This window comes from Pseudomonas sp. R4-35-07, from assembly GCF_003852235.1.
Classification (GTDB): domain Bacteria; phylum Pseudomonadota; class Gammaproteobacteria; order Pseudomonadales; family Pseudomonadaceae; genus Aquipseudomonas.
In genome coordinates this window covers 3962463-3979865 of sequence record NZ_CP027732.1, presented here as the reverse complement: position 1 = coordinate 3979865, position 17403 = coordinate 3962463, and the positions used below count along the sequence as shown (strand labels likewise).

Annotated in this window: 19 protein-coding genes; 5 read left to right on the top strand and 14 right to left on the bottom strand. The window is 60.8% G+C overall.

Annotated elements, in window-relative coordinates:
* Positions 1–43 precede the first annotated feature (43 nt).
* The 5 genes from C4J89_RS18130 to minC form a co-directional block, all read right to left on the bottom strand.
* Positions 44–1333, bottom strand: a complete 1290-nt coding sequence (locus C4J89_RS18130; RefSeq protein WP_124363736.1) for a M18 family aminopeptidase — start codon at positions 1331–1333, stop codon at positions 44–46.
* A gap of 183 nt (positions 1334–1516) precedes the next feature.
* The gene (locus C4J89_RS18125; RefSeq protein ID WP_124363735.1) at positions 1517–2152 is read right to left on the bottom strand and encodes an RluA family pseudouridine synthase; all 636 of its coding nucleotides are present in this window, start codon (positions 2150–2152) and stop codon (positions 1517–1519) included.
* Between the two features lie 96 nt (positions 2153–2248).
* On the bottom strand, positions 2249–2503 hold the full coding sequence (minE, locus tag C4J89_RS18120) for a cell division topological specificity factor MinE (protein ID WP_003175252.1): 255 nt from the start codon (positions 2501–2503) through the stop codon (positions 2249–2251).
* A gap of 3 nt (positions 2504–2506) precedes the next feature.
* Positions 2507–3319: a septum site-determining protein MinD gene (gene minD, locus C4J89_RS18115; RefSeq protein WP_124363734.1), complete on the bottom strand. Its 813-nt coding sequence runs from the start codon at positions 3317–3319 to the stop codon at positions 2507–2509.
* A gap of 199 nt (positions 3320–3518) precedes the next feature.
* Positions 3519–4256 (bottom strand): septum site-determining protein MinC, encoded by a 738-nt coding sequence (gene minC / locus C4J89_RS18110; RefSeq protein ID WP_124363733.1) that lies wholly within the window; start codon positions 4254–4256, stop codon positions 3519–3521.
* 118 nt (positions 4257–4374) lie between these two features.
* On the opposite strand from minC, the gene C4J89_RS18105 reads away from it, so the two are divergent.
* Positions 4375–5310 carry a lipid A biosynthesis lauroyl acyltransferase gene (locus C4J89_RS18105; RefSeq protein WP_124371386.1) on the top strand — a complete coding sequence of 312 codons (936 nt, stop codon included), beginning with the start codon at positions 4375–4377 and terminating at the stop codon, positions 5308–5310.
* Positions 5311–5339: 29 nt separating this feature from the next.
* Positions 5340–6470 carry a patatin-like phospholipase family protein gene (locus C4J89_RS18100; protein ID WP_124371385.1) on the top strand — a complete coding sequence of 377 codons (1131 nt, stop codon included), beginning with the start codon at positions 5340–5342 and terminating at the stop codon, positions 6468–6470.
* 109 nt (positions 6471–6579) lie between these two features.
* On the opposite strand, the gene C4J89_RS18095 is transcribed toward C4J89_RS18100, so the two are convergent.
* From C4J89_RS18095 to puuE, 7 genes are all read right to left on the bottom strand, one after another.
* Positions 6580–7365, bottom strand: coding sequence for an outer membrane protein OmpK (locus tag C4J89_RS18095; RefSeq protein ID WP_124363730.1), 786 nt, complete (start codon positions 7363–7365; stop codon positions 6580–6582).
* 228 nt (positions 7366–7593) lie between these two features.
* Entirely contained in the window at positions 7594–8943 is a 1350-nt protein-coding gene (locus C4J89_RS18090; protein ID WP_124415216.1) for a nucleobase:cation symporter-2 family protein, read from the bottom strand.
* A 176-nt stretch (positions 8944–9119) separates the two neighbouring features.
* A complete protein-coding gene (locus C4J89_RS18085) occupies positions 9120–10403 on the bottom strand; it encodes a urate hydroxylase PuuD (RefSeq protein WP_124363728.1) in 1284 nt (427 codons plus the stop codon).
* Positions 10404–10454: 51 nt separating this feature from the next.
* Positions 10455–10958, bottom strand: a complete 504-nt coding sequence (locus C4J89_RS18080) for an ureidoglycolate lyase (RefSeq protein WP_124363727.1) — start codon at positions 10956–10958, stop codon at positions 10455–10457.
* 87 nt (positions 10959–11045) lie between these two features.
* Complete coding sequence (gene alc / locus C4J89_RS18075) at positions 11046–12041, bottom strand: allantoicase (RefSeq protein WP_124363726.1); 996 nt, start codon at positions 12039–12041, stop codon at positions 11046–11048.
* Between the two features lie 41 nt (positions 12042–12082).
* The gene (gene uraD, locus C4J89_RS18070; protein ID WP_124415215.1) at positions 12083–12598 is read right to left on the bottom strand and encodes a 2-oxo-4-hydroxy-4-carboxy-5-ureidoimidazoline decarboxylase; all 516 of its coding nucleotides are present in this window, start codon (positions 12596–12598) and stop codon (positions 12083–12085) included.
* Positions 12595–13521, bottom strand: coding sequence for an allantoinase PuuE (puuE, locus tag C4J89_RS18065; protein WP_124363724.1), 927 nt, complete (start codon positions 13519–13521; stop codon positions 12595–12597). The genes uraD and puuE overlap by 4 nt, the downstream gene beginning before the upstream one ends.
* A gap of 77 nt (positions 13522–13598) precedes the next feature.
* Here puuE and C4J89_RS26960 point away from each other — a divergent pair, with 77 nt between their 5' ends.
* Together C4J89_RS26960 and uraH are read left to right on the top strand one after the other, a co-directional pair.
* The gene (locus tag C4J89_RS26960; protein ID WP_164484559.1) at positions 13599–13913 is read left to right on the top strand and encodes a hypothetical protein; all 315 of its coding nucleotides are present in this window, start codon (positions 13599–13601) and stop codon (positions 13911–13913) included.
* Positions 13914–13960: 47 nt separating this feature from the next.
* Entirely contained in the window at positions 13961–14314 is a 354-nt protein-coding gene (gene uraH, locus C4J89_RS18055; RefSeq protein ID WP_124415214.1) for a hydroxyisourate hydrolase, read from the top strand.
* A gap of 80 nt (positions 14315–14394) precedes the next feature.
* On the opposite strand, the gene C4J89_RS18050 is transcribed toward uraH, so the two are convergent.
* Positions 14395–15036 carry a LysE family translocator gene (locus C4J89_RS18050; RefSeq protein WP_124415213.1) on the bottom strand — a complete coding sequence of 214 codons (642 nt, stop codon included), beginning with the start codon at positions 15034–15036 and terminating at the stop codon, positions 14395–14397.
* Between the two features lie 81 nt (positions 15037–15117).
* A complete protein-coding gene (locus C4J89_RS18045; RefSeq protein WP_256658993.1) occupies positions 15118–16437 on the bottom strand; it encodes an NCS2 family permease in 1320 nt (439 codons plus the stop codon).
* Positions 16438–16772: 335 nt separating this feature from the next.
* Between C4J89_RS18045 and C4J89_RS18040 the strand changes: the two genes are divergently transcribed.
* Positions 16773–17375, top strand: a complete 603-nt coding sequence (locus C4J89_RS18040) for a glutathione S-transferase family protein (RefSeq protein ID WP_124415212.1) — start codon at positions 16773–16775, stop codon at positions 17373–17375.
* Positions 17376–17403: the final 28 nt, after the last annotated feature.

Genomic DNA, 17403 nt, shown 5'->3' with positions numbered 1-17403 from the left:
GGGGCAAGCCCCCTCCCACATTTGATCGAGCTAGCCTGGCAAATCAGGGCAGGTCGCGGCTGGCGTAGAAGGCGCCTAATACCTTCACCAGATGCGCCAGGTCATGGCTACCACACAGCTCGCGGATGGAATGCATGGCAAACGTCGGCAGGCCGATGTCCACGGTGCGCACACCCAGGTGGCTGGCGGTGATCGGCCCGATCGTCGAACCGCAGCCCATATCGCTGCGCACCACAAAGCTCTGCACCGGCACTTCCTGGGCCATGCACAGGTGGCGGAAGAACCCGGCGGTTTCGCTGTTGGTCGCGTAGCGCTGGTTGCTGTTGACCTTGATCACCGGACCGGCGTTGAGCTTGGGGCCGTGGTTGGCGTCGTGTTTTTCAGCGTAGTTCGGGTGCACGCCATGGGCGTTGTCCGCAGACACCAACAGGGATTTCTGAATGGTGCGTACGAATTCTTCACCTTCGGGCAGCAGGCGGCGCAGGGTCTGTTCGAGCATCGGGCCATCGGCGCCGCAGGCCGAGCAGGAGCCGACTTCTTCATGGTCGTTGCACACCAGCACGCAGGTTTCATCGGTGTCGCTGGTGAGCAGGGCTTGCAACCCGGCGTAGCACGACAGCAGGTTGTCCAGACGCGCACCGGCAATGAAGTCGCCATTGAGGCCGATCACCGCAGCGCCTTGGGTGTCGTAGAAGCTCAACTCGTAATCGAGTACCACATCGGCGTTCAGCCCATGCTCGCGAGCCAATTGTTCGGTGAGCACGGCGCGAAAGTCCACGCGCTCGTCACCGGCAAACTGCGCGAGGATCGGCGGCAGTTCGGTCTGGGCATTGATCGCCCAGCCCTGGTTGGCCTCACGGTTCAGGTGAATGGCCAGGTTGGGAATGATGGCGATCGGCAGCTTGAAGTCGATCAGCTGGCTTTCGACCTTGCCATCGCGGCGGAACGTGACGCGGCCGGCCAGGGACAAGTCGCGGTCGAACCACGGGGCCAGCAAGGCGCCGCCGTAGACTTCCACGCCTAACTGCCAGAAACCCTGGCGTTGCAACTCGGGCTGCGGCTTGACCCGCAGACACGGGCTGTCGGTGTGGGCGCCGACCATACGGATACCGTCTTGCAGCGGCGAATGGCGGCCCAGTTTGAACGCGATGATCGAGGAGTCGTTACGGGTCACGTAATAGCGACCGTTGGCTTCGGTGGCCCAGGTGTCACGCTCGTCGAGACGCTGGTAACCGGCCGCTTCCAGGCGCTGGGCGAGGGCGGCAGTGGCATGAAAAGGAGTAGGGGAGGCCTTGAGGAAGTCGATCAGGCCTTGATTCAACGCTTCGCGCATAAATAGCTCCAGACAGCAATGCGCGGAGTTTACCGTATTGGTTTGACTCGGTGGCGAGAACTGACACAGAACAAAATGTGGGAGGGGGCTTGCCCCCGATAGCGGTGTATCAGTCAGCCAATGTTTAGCTGACCCACTGCCATCGGGGGCAAGCCCCCTCCCACATTTGACCGTGTTCACCGCTTAAAAGGGTGCTGGGCACTCGAAGCGCATGCGCTCGCCGCTTTGCGGGTGAGTGAAGCTCAACATGCTCGCGTGCAGGCACAGGCGCGGCCAGGCGGCGAGGGCCTGTTCGTGGGCATACAGGCCATCGCCGAGCAGCGGATGGCCGATGGACAGCATGTGCACGCGCAACTGGTGCGAGCGCCCGGTGATCGGTGTCAGTTCGACGCGGCACCAGTCACCGCAACGTTCCAGCACCTTCCAGAAAGTCAGCGCGTGCTTGCCGAATTCATGGTCGACCACATGGCGCGGCTTGGTCGGCGGGTCATAGCGCAGAGGCAGGTCAATGCTGCCGCTGTCCAGTTCCGGCTGGCCCCAAGCCAAGGCGGTGTAGGCCTTTTCTGTTTCGCGGTCGTGAAACTGGCGGGACAGTTCGCGGTGGGTATCAGCGTCCCGCGCCAGCAGGATGATGCCCGAGGTTTCCCAGTCCAGGCGATGGACGATGCGGGCTTCGGGGTAGCCGTTTTCCTGCAGGCGGGTAATCAGGCAGTCCTTGTTGTCGTCGGCGCGGCCGGGCACCGAGAGCAGCAGGGTCGGCTTGTTCACCACCAGGACAGCGTCGTCCTGATGCAGGATATGGATGTTGGACAGCGGCATTAAACAGCCTCGTAACAAACGCCAACGGCGGCTCGCCCACCCGGTTCCCGAAAAGGGATCAAGGTGATCGAGCCGCCGTGGCGGCCGCCTGTTCGATCAACGATCAGGCAGGGTGATATTGAGTTCCAGAATCGAGCAGCTGCCGTCATTTTCCAGGGCGACATGCACGTCATCGTTGCCGATATTGACGTACTTGCGGATCACCTCGACCAGTTCCTTCTGCAAGGCTGGCAGGTAATCCGGGGTGCTGCGTTGGCCGCGTTCGTGCGCCACGATGATCTGTAGACGCTCTTTCGCGACCGACGCGGTACTTGGCTTTTTGTTGGCGCGAAAGAAGTCGAGAAATTTCATTGTTCAATTGCCTCCAAAGATACGCTCGAAGAATCCCTTCTTCTTGACATCGAGGAAGCGGTGTTCCACGGTCTTGCCCAGCAGGCGATCCACAGCATCGCTGTACGCCTGGCCGGCGTCGCTCTGGTCGTCGAGAATCACCGGCACGCCCTGGTTGGAAGCTTTCAGCACGGCCTGGGATTCCGGGATCACACCGAGCAGGGTCACCGCGAGGATGTCCTTGACGTCTTCAACGCCGAGCATTTCGCCGTTGCTGACGCGCTCAGGGTTGTAGCGGGTCAGCAGCAGGTGTTCCTTGATCGGCTCTTCGCCTTTTTCGGCGCGCTGGGACTTGCTGGCCAGCAGGCCGAGCATACGGTCCGAGTCACGTACCGAGGACACTTCCGGGTTGGTCACCACGATGGCTTCATCGGCGAAGTACATCGCCAGGTGAGCACCGGTTTCGATGCCGGCCGGGGAGTCGCATACCACGTATTCGAAGGTTTCTTTCAGTTCGGCGAGGACTTTGCCTACGCCTTCCTTGGTCAGCGCGTCTTTGTCACGGGTCTGGCTGGCGGCCAGCACATACAGGTTCTCAAGGCGCTTGTCCTTGATCAGGGCCTGTTGCAGGTTGGCTTCGCCGTTCACCACGTTGACGAAGTCGTACACCACGCGGCGTTCGCAGCCCATGATCAGGTCGAGGTTACGCAAACCCACGTCGAAGTCGACGATGACTGTCTTGTGGCCGCGCAGAGCGAGGCCGGTACCGATAGCGGCGCTGGTGGTGGTCTTACCCACACCACCCTTGCCGGATGTAACCACGAGAATCTTGGCCAAGGTGTTTCACCCCTAAGGAAAAAGGACTTTTAGTCCCTGAAAAACATCTCTTGAAACTCGCTGCAGGCGGACAGCCTTTGTAGGGAGAAGCCAGGGTTTTCCCGGGGAAAACACCAACTTCAACTAGTCCTACGCAAGTATTGCCGGTTTCGCTTTGCTATCAGAGCCTAGAGATGCTTGGAAAATGCGGCAGTATCCGTTAAAGACGGATGATGTTCAACACATCGCCCGACAGGTTGACCTGTACCGAAGCCCCCCACAGCGGATCACGGCGCAAGTCTTCGGACACCTTGTACTGACCCGCGATGGAAACCAGTTCAGCGGTCAACTGCTGGCAGAAAATACGCGCCTTGGTATCACCCTTGATGCCGGCCAGGGCACGTCCGCGCATCGGGCCGTATACATGGATATTGCCATCGGCAAGAAGTTCCGCGCCGGGGCTGACCGAGGACACCACCACAAGGTCGCCGCCCTGGGCGTAAATCTGCTGCCCGCCGCGCACGGGCGAGGTGATGATCTTGGTCGGCCGGATCGTGGGTTCCGGTGGTTTTTCCGGTTTTTTCTTCTGTTCACCGACCAATGGTTCGAGCGGACGCTCGCGTGCGCCGGACGGCGGCAGTACTGGCAGTTCAATGGCGATGGCCGCGGCAATGTCTTCGATACGGCTGGCGCGAATCGCCAGGGTCCGCAGGCCATGGGAGCGGCACACGCGCATCAGCCCGGGCAGGTCGATGACGCCCTGGCCGGCCGGCAGCTTGTCCAGGGCCAGCACCAGCGGGGCATTGTTGAAGAAATTCGGCGCCAGGGCGACCTTGGCGGCCAGTTGGCGGTCCAGGGCGTCGAGGTCATTGCGGGCCAGTTCCAGCACGGTAATGGCGAGCATGCTGCCTTTCAGCTGGAACACGGGATCTTGGTCTAGCGGTTCGGTTTGGCTCATGGTCGGCAAAGCGGCTTGTCACGAAAAGTGTCGAGACTTATAACGAGAACACTCACCCGCCGCAAGCCGAGTCGAACCGTTGTAGAATGCGCGGCCCTTGTCTTTACCGGAATCTGTAATGGATCGCCCGCGTTTTCGAGCTGTATTTCTTCACCCGCGTTTTTGGCCATTATGGCTGGGGCTGGGCCTGCTGTGGCTGGTCACCCAACTGCCGTACCGCGTGCTGCTGACCATTGGTCGCCTGCTGGGCGCGGGCATGTACCGCGTGGCCGGTGAGCGTCGCCGCATCGCCGCGCGCAACCTGGAATTGTGCTTCCCGGAAAAATCCGCCAAAGAGCGCAAACGCCTGCTCAAGGAAAATTTCGCCTCCACCGGTATCGCCTTCTTCGAGATGGCCATGAGCTGGTGGTGGCCCAAACCGCGCCTGGCGCGCCTGGCCCATGTGCAAGGGTTGGAGCATCTCAAACAGGCGCAATTGGACGGCAAGGGCGTGATCCTGATGGCCTTGCACTTCACCACCCTGGAAATCGGCGCTGCCCTGCTCGGGCAAAAGCACACCATCGATGGCATGTACCGCGAGCACGGCAACCCACTCTTCGACTTTATCCAGCGCCGTGGCCGGGAGCGCCACAACCTCGATTCCCTGGCGGTGGAGCGCGACGATGTGCGCGGCATGCTCAAGCTGCTGCGCGCCGGCCGGGCGATCTGGTACGCACCGGACCAGGACTACGGCGCCAAGCAAAGTATCTTCGTGCCGCTGTTCGGCATCCAGGCCGCCACTGTCACGGCCACCAGCAAGTTCGCACGCCTGGGCAAAGCCCTGGTGGTGCCGTTCACCCAGGAACGCCTGGCCGATGGCAGCGGTTACCGACTGGTGATTCATGCACCCTTGACGGATTTCCCCGGCGAGACTGACGAAATCGACTGCCTGCGCATCAACCAGTGGGTCGAAGCCTCGGTGCGCGACTGCCCCGAGCAATACCTGTGGACCCACCGCCGCTTCAAGAGCCGGCCACCGGGTGAACCCAAGCTGTACGAAAAACGCCGTCGGTAAGACTTACCTTTCCCATATGGAGTGACGCAATGCGCCCAGCTGAACCGGTCACAGGCTTGATTCTTTCCGGCGGCGGGGCGCGAGCGGCGTATCAGGTAGGGGTGTTGGCGGCGATTGCCGAGTTGCTACCGCCGGGGGCGCCGAATCCGTTTCCGGTGATCGTCGGCACATCGGCCGGGGCGATCAATGCGGTCACCCTGGCCAGTGGCGCGACGGACTTCACCGCCGCTGTCCAGCGCCTCACCGCATTCTGGCAAGGCTTTCGCAGCCATCTGGTGCTGCGCAGCGACTGGCCGGGTGTGGTCCGCCAGGCCAGTCGCTTCCTGATTCATAGCCTGTTGGGCCTGGGCAGGCAGCTCCCGGTGGCGTTGCTCGACAGCTCACCGCTGCGCGATCTGCTGCAGGACAAACTGCACCTGGCGGGCATTGACGACGCCATCCGGCACCGGCATCTGCACGCCGTGGCGGTCACCGCGTTCGGCTATGAATCCGGGCAAGCGGTGACCTTCTATCAAGGCGGCGGCACCATCGAACCCTGGCTGCGCCATCGGCGTATTGGTGTGCCGACGCCACTCACGGTGGAACACTTGCTGGCCAGTTCGGCGATTCCCTTACTGTTCGCCCCGGTGAAGCTCGACCAGGAATACTTCGGTGACGGCGCCGTTCGCCAGTCGGCCCCGATCAGCCCGGCCCTGCACCTGGGCGCGAGTCGCGTGCTGGTGGTGGGCGTCAGCGGTAACCCGCGCGGCAATGAACCCTCGATGCAACGCACCTACACCGGCCAGGAACCGACGCTGGCGCAGATCGGCGGGCACATGCTCAACAGCACGTTCATTGACAGCCTGGAAAGCGATATCGAATTGCTGGAACGCTTGAATCAATTCAGCCATGTCTCGCCGGGGGTGGCGGCCGTGGAGGTGCTGGTGATTGCGCCCAGCCAGCCGATCGACGAAATCGCGGCCCGGCATCGGCAGGAATTACCGGCGGCATTGCGCTTGTTTTTGCGCGGGCCAGGGGCGACCAAGACCAGTGGGGCAGGGGTGTTGAGTTACTTGCTGTTCGAAGCGGGGTATTGCAGTGAGTTGATCGAGTTGGGGCGCCAAGATGCGTTGGCCAAACGCGAGGAGATCACCCGGTTCTTAGGCCTGCCACTTATCTAAATGTGGGAGGGGGCTTGCCCCCGATAGCGGTGGTTCAGTCACTGATAGGTTGACTGACACACTGCCATCGGGGGCAAGCCCCCTCCCACATTGGTTATGCAGTTTGCAATCAGAAGTGATACTTGACCAGGAAGCTCGCCGTGTCCTGAGTCGTCTTGAACGCCCCCGAATCCTCGATCCCGTACTTGTTCTTCCAGTAGTCGTATTCAAACCCCACATACAACTGTTTGTCGCCCCAATGCAGCGCCTTGCCCAGGTCGTATTTGACCTGCGGGTTGAAGTGCAGGTTGGCGTGATAGGTGCCACGGGCGTTTTTGTCGTTATCCACCACCCAGTCCATGAAACCGTCGATCAGCACATCGGAATTGCCCACGGGAAGGGTGTACGACCACACCGGCGTGATCTGCCACACGCCGTCGCCGGGGCGATTGCCTTCGGTCTGGCGCTGGTAGAAGTTCAACTGGAAGTAGTCGAAACCCGGAATATTAAAGTCAATCGCCGGGCCCAACAGGTACGACTCGTTATCGCCTTCGCCGAACTCGTAAGTGAAGGCCAGCAATACATCTTTGATCGGGCCGAATGACAGGTCCTTATCCAGAATCTTGCCGAACGACAAACGTGGGCTGAACTCGCCGTAGTAAGTATTCGGACCGACGTTGCCGTCTTCCTTGCCGTTGTAAAAGATGCGGTCGAGGAAGAAGAAGTTGTCGCCGTATTTCCACGCGTCGGCATGTTCGAACGTGACGGTTTGCTGGATCTGCGGGTTGACGGTAAAGCTCTTGCCCCACAGATACGTCAGGCTGTTGTTCTGCCACTGCAGCAAATCACCGGCCACGGCTTGGCCACCGGCCAGCAGGGATCCCGCCAGCATCAGGCCTTTGAACATAGGTTTCATTCGGTGCTCCCGAGTTAAAGTTTTATGTTTTTTCTAATCTGGCGCTCTGGTGTGGCGCCTTTGGATCTGCTGAAGAACTCGTCTGATTGGTCAACTTTATGGCTATAGCAAGAGCCGCGCCAAGGCGGTAAAAAACCGTCGTTTCAAGCGGGCGCGGAGAATACTGGCTCCCACGTCGGGGCTCAAGTGCGCCGTTACAGCGCGCACGGGGCGACGATGGGGCGTGCGTCAGGGGTGGGCGTGCTCGACGGCGGGGCGTTCAGCACCGCCGAGAATGTTGAACAGTATGTTCAGCGACAACGCGCTCAGGGTGGCCATGGCGATGCCGCTATGGGTAATCGGGCTCATCCACATTGGCAATTGCGCGAAGAACTCCGGACGCACCACCGGGATCAAGCCCATGCCGATGCTCACCGCCACCAGCAACTGGTTGCGCCGGTCGGCGATATCGGCTTCCTGCAGGATCTTGATGCCGGTCGCCGCGACCATGCCGAACATGGCGATCGCCGCGCCGCCCAGCACCGCCGGTGGAATCGACGCCACCAGGTAAGCGGCCTTGGGCAACAGGCTCAGCACAATCAGAAACGCTCCGGCCATGATCGTGACCGAGCGGCAACGCACGCCGGTCATCTGCACCAGGCCGATATTCTGCGCGAACGAGGAGTGGGTGAAGGTGTTGAAGAACCCGGCAAAGAATGACGCGCCGGCATCACACAGCAAACCGCGACGCAGCATCTTCGGCGTGACGTCCTGGCCGGTGATCTTGCCCAGGGCGAGGAACATCCCGGTGGATTCGACAAAGATGATCACCACCACCAGGCACATCGACAGGATCGGCGCCAACTCGAACTTGGGCATGCCGAAGTGCAGCGGCGTCACCACTTGCACCCAAGGCGCCTGGGCCAGACCGCCGAGGTCGACCATGCCGAGCGTGCCGCACAAGGCGTAGCCCAGCGCCATGCCGATCAGGACTGAGATGTTCACCCAGAAACCGCGCATGAAACGGTTGATCAACAGGATGGTCGCCAGCACCAGGGCAGCGACCGCCAGGTACACCGGCGAGCCGAACGTCGCGGCGGCGCTGCCGCCACCGGCCCAGTTCACGGCCACGGGAAACAGCGAAAGGCCGATGGCGGTAATCACGGTACCGGTCACCAGCGGCGGAAAAAAACGTACGACCTTGGACATGAACGGCGCAATGAGCATGCCGAAAAGCCCGGCGGCGATGGTCGCACCGAAGATCCCCTGCAAGCCGATACCGGGCATGCCGGCCATGGCGACCATGCTGCCGACGGCGGCGAAACTGGCGCCCATCATCACCGGCATGCGAATACCCACCGGGCCGATGCCGAACGACTGCACCATCGTGGCGATGCCGGCAACCAACAGGTCGGCGTTGATCAGGAAGGCAATTTCTTCACGGCTCAGCCCGGCGGCCTGGCCAATGATCAGGGGCACGGCGACAGCACCGCCGTACATCAGCAAGACGTGTTGCAGGCCTACCAGAATCAGTTGCAAGAGGGGCAGCCGCACCATGGCGGGTGCGGCGCAAATCTGCGGTTCGGTTAACTCGGTCATGCAACACCTCGGATCTTTTTTATTTTTGTGTTGTTTGAAACGCAATCTTCAAAACACTGCCGATCCCCTGTGGGAGGGGGCTTGCTCCCGATAGCGGTGTGTCATTCAAAGTATCTGTGACTGAATCACCGCCATCGGGGGCAAGCCCCCTCCCACATTGGATCTCCATGAATCAATCAGTTGGTACGCGCCCCCTGGTTGATCCAGGTGCCAATCAAATCCCGCTCCTGCTGGGTCATCTGGGTTATGTTGCCCAGCGGCATGATCTGGCTGGCCACGGCTTGTGCTTGAATGCGCGCCGCCTGTTGCTGGATCTGCGCCGGCGTGTCGAACATCACCCCGGCCGGTGCGGTGCTGAACAGCGGGCTGGTGGGCTTGGCCGAATGGCAGACGGTGCAACGCTGCTCGATCACGTGGTGCACCTGGCCAAAGTCGGTGCTGGCTTGGGCAGGTGCCGGTTCAGCTGCCGGGGCTGCAGGCGCAGCCGGTTTCACGCCGCCGCCCAGGGCGGTTTCCGGCAACGGTTGGTACTCGATCGCCGCCGGTGCCTTGGCCACTTCCGGCGCCGGCGAGGGCCCGGTCACGTAGGCCAGACTGATCATCGCCAGCGCACCCACCGGCAAGGTCCACGCATACTTCTGGCTGTTATGCCGGGTGTTGAAGTAGTGCCGCACCAACACTGCCGCCACCGCGATCCCGGCCAGGATCAGCCAGTTGTAGTGGCTGCCATAGGTGCTCGGGAAGTGGTTGCTGATCATGATGAACAGCACCGGCAAGGTGAAGTAGTTGTTGTGCCGTGAGCGCAGCAAGCCCTTGGCCGGCAGCGCCGGGTCGGGTGTGCGGTTCTCGGCGATGGCCGCCACCAATGCGCGCTGGGCGGGCATGATGATGCGGAACACGTTGCCGACCATGATCGTGCCGATCACCGCACCCACATGCAGGTAGGCGCCACGGCCGCTGAACACCTTGCTGAAGCCATAGGCCGCCGCAATCAACAGCACGAACAGGATCAAGCCGAGCAGGGCAGGGCGCTTGCCCAGGGCCGAGTCGCAGAGAAAGGAGTAGACGAACCAGCCGACGAACAGTGAGCCGATGCCCAGCAAGACGCCTTCGGTGCCGCTCAGGCTGCTGCCGGGAGCCAGCAGGTACAAGGTCGGATTCCAGTAGAACACCACACACAGCAGCGCAATGCCCGACATCCAGGTGAAATAGGCTTCCCATTTGAACCAATGCAGGTTGTCCGGCATGGTCGGCGGGGCCAGTTTGTATTTTTCCAGGTGGTAGATGCCGCCACCGTGGATCGCCCACAAGTCGCCGGCCAGGCCGCTCTTGGGGTTGACGCGATTGAGGTTGTTTTCCAGCCAGACGAAGTAGAAAGAAGCGCCGATCCAGGCGACGCCGGTGATCATGTGAACCCAGCGCACGCTCAGGTTCAGCCATTCCATCAAATGTGCTTCCACAGTCTTTACCTCTCGCCTGTCGCCCTTGTTGTCGGGTGATCAGACCTTCTCTTATTGGTGGGGGGCGAGGATCAACCGCTCATCCTCTTTGAAAAAATGCTCATCGCAGTTATTGCCTGTGCCACTGCGATCAACCACCAGGAAGTCATCCCGCTTTTCGATCGTCAGCACCGGGTGGTGCCAGACGCCGCGATGGTAATTGATGCCCTGCCTGCCGTTGGTGACGAAGGCGCGGACCAAGCCTGATACAGGTGCATCGCCAAGTGGCGCGACCACGATCAGAAAGGGGTTGCCGAGCAGCGGAATGAAGGCCTGGCTGCCCAGCGGGTGTCGCTCCAGCATGCACACGGTCAGCGGCATGTCCTGCGCGTCGGCGCGGAAGATGCTGATGATGGCGTGGTCTTCAGGCTGTGCTGTTTCGACCGTCGCCAGTTTGTGAAAGCGCATGGTCGACCCGTTGTTGATCATGAAGTGATCACTGCCATCGGTTTCGATAACGTCTCCGAAGGGGGCGAAGGCTTCTTTGGTCAGGGGTTCGATCGTCAGTGTGCGCATGGCTGTCTTCTTAATCTGGAGTTGGATCGTTCCCACGCTCTGCGTGGGAACGCTGCCCTGGACGCTCTGCGTCCGCTCTTGGTTCGCTTATTTGGCTACCTTGCCCAACACCCGCAGGCGACTCACGCCCCCATCCGGGAACACGTTCAAGCGGATGTGGGTAATCGGCCCCAGCGCCTTGATCTGCTCGGCGAAGGTGTGTTCGGCGTGCATTTCCAGTTTCTGTGCCGGCAGCAATTCGCGCCAGAACAGCGATTGGGTCTCGATCTGGCTGTCGGTGCCGCCCTTGACGAACGCGCCCTGGATCGAGCAGGTGTCCGGGTAGTTGCCCTTGAAGTGCAGGGTGTCGACGATGATTTTCTCGATCTCGCCAGGGTGGCCCAGCGCGACGATCACCCAGTCATTGCCCGGCGTACGGCGACGTGCGGTTTCCCAGCCATCGCCCATGTTGATGCCACGGCCTGGGTTGAGGATGTTGCTCATGCGCCCGAAGTGTTCATCGGAGCAGGCCAGGGCACGCCCGCCATTGAGCGCGGCGGCCAGGTCGACCTGTTCGTTGTCGCCCACCGCAGACCAGTCGCGGAACGGCACACCGTACACGCGCAGACGGGCCACGCCGCCATCCGGGTAGATGTTGAACCGCAGGTGGCTGAACGCCTGCGCGTTGTGGATCTCGTGGTAATGGTGGCTGTTGCCTTGCAGCTCGACCGCCGACAGCACTTCCACCCACTGGGTGTTGGCATCCGGCTCGCCCGAGGCGAGGAAGCAGGCTTCCAGGGAGGCCGACGGCGGGTAGTTGCCGGTGAAGAATGAGGTATCGATGTCCACGCCCTTGATCGAGCCCGGCACGCCCAGGCGGATCACCGCGCTGTCGTAGCCTTCGAAGCGCTTGCGGCGTGACTCCCAGCCGTCCATCCACTTGCCGTTGTCATCGAAAACGCCCTCCTTCCACACGGCCGGGGTCGGCTGGAACAGGCGGTTGGCGTCGGCGAACCAGTCATCGGTGACTTCGATGATCTTGGTGCCCAGGCGGGCGTCGGCGAGGTTGACGAACTTCTCGAAAGGTACGGGTTGCGCTTTCATTCTTCTTGTCTGCCTTGGATAGAGTGGCTGGGGATGGTCATTCAGAGGGTCAGTAATCGGAACAACGCGATCTTGTTGATCTCGGCCAGCGCGCAGTTGAACTCGGCTTCAACCGAGTTGTGAATGCGCGTTTCGAACGCGGCCAGGATCTGGTGCCGGTTGCTGCCTTTTACCGCCATGATGAAGGGAAACTTGAACTTGGCCTTGTAGGCCTCGTTCAGCTCGGTGAAGCGCGAGAACTCTTCGGCCGTGCATTGGTGTATACCGGCGCCAGCCTGTTCTCCAGTGCTGGCTGCGGTAAGCTGGCCCTGGACGGCGGCTTTGCCGGCCAGGTCCGGGTGAGCGTTGATCAGTGCCAGCTGGCTGGTGTGATCGGCGCTCAACAGGATATCGCTCATGCGCTGGTGCAGGCTTTCGATCTGGTCGATCGACGCATCCTGGCCCAGGTCGAAGGCCTTTTCGGCCACCCATGGCGAGTGTTCGTAGATATCGGCGAAGGCGGCGACAAATTCATCGCGGCTCAGGCTCGACGGTTTGAGGGTTTGGAATGCAGTCATTTCGCCGCTCCCGGGCAGGGGTGGGTGTGCTGCCAGTGCCGGGCGATGTCGACGCGGCGGGTGAACCACACCTGTTCATGGCTTTTGGCGTACTCGATAAAGCGCTTCAACGAAGCCAGGCGCGCCGGCCGGCCGATCAGGCGGCAATGCAGGCCGATGGAAAGCATCTTCGGCGCCTCGGCCCCTTCGGCATAGAGCACGTCGAAGGCGTCTTTGAGGTATTCGAAAAAGTCGTCGCCCTTGTTGAAACCCTGCACCTGGGTGAAGCGCATGTCGTTGGTGTCCAGGGTATAAGGGATCACCAAATGCGGCTTGCCGGTGGGCGTGTTGGGCTCCCAGTAGGGCAGGTCGTCGTCGTAGGTGTCGCAGTCATACAGGAAGCCGCCTTCCTCCATCACCAGGCGCCGCGTGTTGGGGCCGGTGCGGCCGGTGTACCAGCCCAGCGGGCGTTCACCGGTCAGCTCGGTGAGGATGCGGATCGCTTCGAGCATATGCTCGCGTTCCTGGGCCTCGTCCATGTACTGGTAGTCGATCCAGCGGTAGCCGTGGCTGCAGATCTCGTGGCCGGCGGCAACCATGGCGCGGATCACGTCCGGATGGCGCTGGGCGGCCATGGCCACGGCGAAGATGGTCAGCGGGATGTCGAATTCCTTGAACAGCTTGAGGATGCGCCACACCCCGGCACGGCTGCCGTATTCGTACAGCGACTCCATGCTCATGTTGCGCGCGCCCTGCAGCGGTTGCGCCGAGACCATTTCCGAGAGGAAGGCTTCAGACTCTTTATCGCCATGCAGAATATTGCGCTCGCCGCCTTCTTCATAATTGAGTACGAACGACAGCGCGATGCGTGCATTGCCCGGCCAGTGGGGGTGAGGAGGGTTACTGCCGTAACCGATCAGGTCGCGTGGGTAGTCAGCGCTCACTGCAGTCTTCCTTCTTGTTCGTGGTAGCAAGTGTGTGTGGCGGCCGGGCAGCGGAAAGACTGGGTGGCGTCACAGCGATGAGTGATTGTATACAACTTATTGCTCACTTTGTAAGCCTGCATTTCTGCATTTTTTCTGCAGGTATCTTTGCAGGGCCGCTGCAAGAAACTTGCCTAACCGGTCAGCTAACCACAAAAAAATTCACTGTAGGAGCGAGCTTGCTCGCGAAAAGCCTGAGTGCGCCACTTTTCTACCTGGAAATTCGCGTTGGCGTTGAGCTTTTTCGCGAGCAAGCTCGCTCCTACAGAGGTTTAAAGTCTGTTGAATTTATTGTGTACAATTTTTTTGAAAAATGTCTTAATCAGCTATCGCCGGCTTTTTCGATGCTCTGAAAGAGTGCGGGTTCTTTATGACTGACTTCGGGAGGCGCATAAACGCCATGGGACGTTTGACCACACACGTTTTGGATGCCGCGCACGGCTGCCCCGGCAGCACAATCAAGGTTGAGCTGTACCGCGTCGACGGCGCGCAACTAACGCTGGTCGCCACCGCCGTGACCAACCAAGACGGTCGCTGCGACGCACCGTTGCTGCAGGGCGACGACTACCGCAGCGGTGTCTATCAATTGCAGTTCAGCGCCGGCGACTATTACCGCGCCCGTGGCGTGCAGTTGCCGGAGCCGGCTTTCCTCGATGTGGTAGTGCTGCGATTCGGCATCAGCGCCGAGCAGGATCACTACCATGTCCCGCTACTGATTTCGCCTTACAGCTATTCGACCTATCGCGGTAGCTGAGCGTCACCTCGCTTCATACCCCCAAGCTCTTCGTTGGTTTTTTGCCCGCCCACACTGCGGGCTTTTTTTCGGCTGTGCCTTCACCCCAGTGGCGCTCGAGCCTTAATCAGCGAGGCCAGGCCGGCGCAGCCGAACAAGGCGGCGCTGATGCGGTTGAACCAGCTCTGGCCCGAGCCGCTACGCAAATACCGCGCGGCGCTCTGCGCACCCAGGCCGTAACCAAGCTTGCACAGCAGGTCGAGCACGGTCCAGGTGGCGATCATGGTCAACAGCTGCGGCAGGAATGCCTGATCCGCGCTGAGAAATTGCGGCAGGAAGGCGGCAAAGAACAGGATGTCCTTGGGGTTGCTGGCCCCCAGCACAAAGGCGCGACCGAACAGCACGCGAAAACGTGGGGTCGACGCCACCTGTGGCACATCAGCACCCTCGGCCGGCCGGCGTGATTGCTGCCAGCTCTGCCAGGCCAGGTAAAACAAGTACATCGCGCCGACGATTTTCAGCGCGCTGAACACTTGCTCGGACGCCAGCAACAGCGCGCCCAGGCCCAAGGCCGAGGCGCTCAGCAGGCAGATCGAGGCAAATACCCCGCCCAGGAACGCCGGGTACGAACGGCGCAGGCCGTAGTTCAAGCTGTTGCTGATCATCAGTAGGGAAAGAGGGCCAGGGATCAGGATCACCACCAGCGCCGCGCCGCTGAACAGCAGCCAGGTTTCGGTCGTCATTTCATTACTCCAGTCGTTAGCGGCAAGCTTCAAGCGGCAAGTTAAAAGCTTGTCGCTTGCCGCTGAAAACTTGCCGCTATTTCAAAGAAAGGCGAACTTGGCGATAAAAATCACGCACAGCACCCACAGGCTGACGGAAATTTCCTTGTGCTTACCGGTGCCGGCCTTCAGCGCGACATAGGTGATAAAGCCCAGCGCGATGCCGTCGGCCACCGAGAAGGTCAGCGGCATCATGATCGCCGTGACGATGGCCGGAATGCTGTCGGTGGCCTCGTCCCAATTGATATGCGCCATGCTCGCCATCATCAGCATCGCCACGTAAATCAACGCGCCCGCCGTGGCATAGGCTGGAATCATGCCCGCCAGCGGCGCAAAAAACATCGCTGCCACGAACAAAATACCCACCGTCACCGCCGTCAGCCCGGTGCGCCCGCCGGCAGCCACCCCGGCGGCGCTTTCCACGTAGCTGGTCACGGGCGGCACGCCGACCATGGCCCCGAACACGCTGGAGGCGCTGTCGGCTTTCAACGCACGGGACAGGTTATCGATCTTGCCGTCGGCATTGACCAGTCCGGCCCGTTGCGCAACGCCCATCAGTGTACCGGCAGTGTCGAACATGTGTACAAAAAGAAAGGCAAATACCACGCTGATCATGCTGACATTGAACACACCCTTAACGTCCATGGCCATCCAGGTTGGCGCCAGGCTGGGCGGGGTGGAGAGAATGCCGTTGTAGTGCACCAGGCCCAGGCCCCAGCCGGCCAGGGTCACGGCAATGATGCTGATGAGAATCGCGCCGAACACGCGGTGGTAGCTGAGGATCGCAATCAGCAGGAAGCACACCGCCGCCAGCAGGGGCGCAGGCTCGTGCAGCGAACCGAGCTTGATCAGCGTGGCGGGGCTGTCGACGATGATGCCGGCGGTCTTCAGGCCGATCACCCCGAGAAACAAGCCGACGCCCGCGCCCATGGCGTGGCGCAGGCTCACCGGAATGCTGTTGAGCAGCCATTCGCGCACGCGGGACAAGGTGAGGCCCATGAACAGCACGCCCGAGATAAACACCGCACCCAGCGCAGTTTCCCAGTGGTAGCCCATGGTGCCGACCACGGTGTAGGTGAAAAACGCGTTCAAGCCCATGCCCGGCGCCAGGCCCACCGGCCAGTTGGCGTACAGGCCCATCAACAGGCAACCCAGCGCGGCGGCGATGCAGGTGGCGACGAAGGCCGCGCCGTGATCGATGCCGGCGTCGGCCATGATGTTGGGGTTGACGAAGATGATGTAGGCCATGGTGATGAACGTCGTGAGGCCGGCGATCAGCTCGGTCTTCACTGTGGTGCCATGCAAACGCAGTTTGAACAGGCGTTCCAGCCAGCCGCCTTGGGGCGCGGCGAGATCCAACATAGGGGCTTCGGTTTTGCGGCTATCCACAGCGAGTACTCCTCAATCGTTTTATTGTTATTTCCAGCGCCGGTCACATGAGTGGGCAACAGCGCTTTGAGGTACTGGCGGGTTTTGTTGACTGTTAGGTCAGGAACTCGCACGAAGCGAATTATGCTTTTGTATACAAATAAAGCAAATAATGTTTTCGATTATCTCGGCGGAAAGGGATGAAAGGCTGCTTCCAGAGCGTGCGGCTGGATTTATTCTGCCGCACGCCTTGAAACAATCCGTCGATACCCGCACTTTGATGGCGCAAGCGTTCGCTCAGAGCGCGCGAAGCGGCATAAGGGGAGCCCATGTACAAGGTTTATGGCGATTACAGATCGGGCAATTGCTACAAGGTCAAATTGATGCTCAGCCTGTTGGGCATCCCGTACCAATGGATCGATATTGATATTCTTAAGGGTGACACCCAAACCCCTGAATTTCTTGCCAAGAACCCCAACGGCAAGATCCCGGTGCTGGAACTGGAAGACGGTACCTGCCTGTGGGAGTCCAATGCGATCCTCAACTTCCTCGCCGATGGCAGCGAGTTTTTACCCGGTGAGCCGCGCTTGCGCACCCAGGTGTTGCAGTGGCAGTTCTTCGAGCAATACAGCCACGAGCCGTATATTGCGGTGGCGCGGTTCATTCAGTTTTACCTGAACATGCCGCAGGATCGTCTCGAGGAATACAAGACCAGCCACAAGGGCGGTTACAAGGCACTGAAGGTCATGGAACGTCAGATGCAGGCCACGCCGTACCTGGTGGGCGAGCAGTATTCGATTGCCGATATCGCGTTGTATGCCTACACCCATGTGGCCCATGAAGGGGGCTTTGACCTGGCGCCTTATCCGGCGGTGCAGGCATGGTTGCAGCGCGTGGCCAGTCATCCAAACCATGTGGCGATGCTGGGCTGAGCCACCTTCCGAAGGTGGGATGGGCTCA

Excerpts from the sequence above, each read along its gene's own strand:
- C4J89_RS18125 (WP_124363735.1), bottom strand. The coding sequence starts at position 2,152 with ATGCCGCTGTCCAACATCCATATCCTGCATCAGGACGACGCTGTCCTG.
- alc (WP_124363726.1), bottom strand. The coding sequence starts at position 12,041 with ATGAAAGCGCAACCCGTACCTTTCGAGAAGTTCGTCAACCTCGCCGAC.
- C4J89_RS18130 (WP_124363736.1), bottom strand. The coding sequence starts at position 1,333 with ATGCGCGAAGCGTTGAATCAAGGCCTGATCGACTTCCTCAAGGCCTCC.
- C4J89_RS18100 (WP_124371385.1), top strand. The coding sequence starts at position 5,340 with ATGCGCCCAGCTGAACCGGTCACAGGCTTGATTCTTTCCGGCGGCGGG.
- uraH (WP_124415214.1), top strand. The coding sequence starts at position 13,961 with ATGGGACGTTTGACCACACACGTTTTGGATGCCGCGCACGGCTGCCCC.
- C4J89_RS18050 (WP_124415213.1), bottom strand. The coding sequence starts at position 15,036 with ATGACGACCGAAACCTGGCTGCTGTTCAGCGGCGCGGCGCTGGTGGTG.
- C4J89_RS26960 (WP_164484559.1), top strand. The coding sequence starts at position 13,599 with ATGAGTGATTGTATACAACTTATTGCTCACTTTGTAAGCCTGCATTTC.
- C4J89_RS18105 (WP_124371386.1), top strand. The coding sequence starts at position 4,375 with ATGGATCGCCCGCGTTTTCGAGCTGTATTTCTTCACCCGCGTTTTTGG.
- minE (WP_003175252.1), bottom strand. The coding sequence starts at position 2,503 with ATGAAATTTCTCGACTTCTTTCGCGCCAACAAAAAGCCAAGTACCGCG.
- C4J89_RS18090 (WP_124415216.1), bottom strand. The coding sequence starts at position 8,943 with ATGACCGAGTTAACCGAACCGCAGATTTGCGCCGCACCCGCCATGGTG.
- uraD (WP_124415215.1), bottom strand. The coding sequence starts at position 12,598 with ATGACTGCATTCCAAACCCTCAAACCGTCGAGCCTGAGCCGCGATGAA.
- C4J89_RS18040 (WP_124415212.1), top strand. The coding sequence starts at position 16,773 with ATGTACAAGGTTTATGGCGATTACAGATCGGGCAATTGCTACAAGGTC.
- C4J89_RS18095 (WP_124363730.1), bottom strand. The coding sequence starts at position 7,365 with ATGAAACCTATGTTCAAAGGCCTGATGCTGGCGGGATCCCTGCTGGCC.
- C4J89_RS18045 (WP_256658993.1), bottom strand. The coding sequence starts at position 16,437 with ATGTTGGATCTCGCCGCGCCCCAAGGCGGCTGGCTGGAACGCCTGTTC.
- minC (WP_124363733.1), bottom strand. The coding sequence starts at position 4,256 with ATGAGCCAAACCGAACCGCTAGACCAAGATCCCGTGTTCCAGCTGAAA.
- C4J89_RS18080 (WP_124363727.1), bottom strand. The coding sequence starts at position 10,958 with ATGCGCACACTGACGATCGAACCCCTGACCAAAGAAGCCTTCGCCCCC.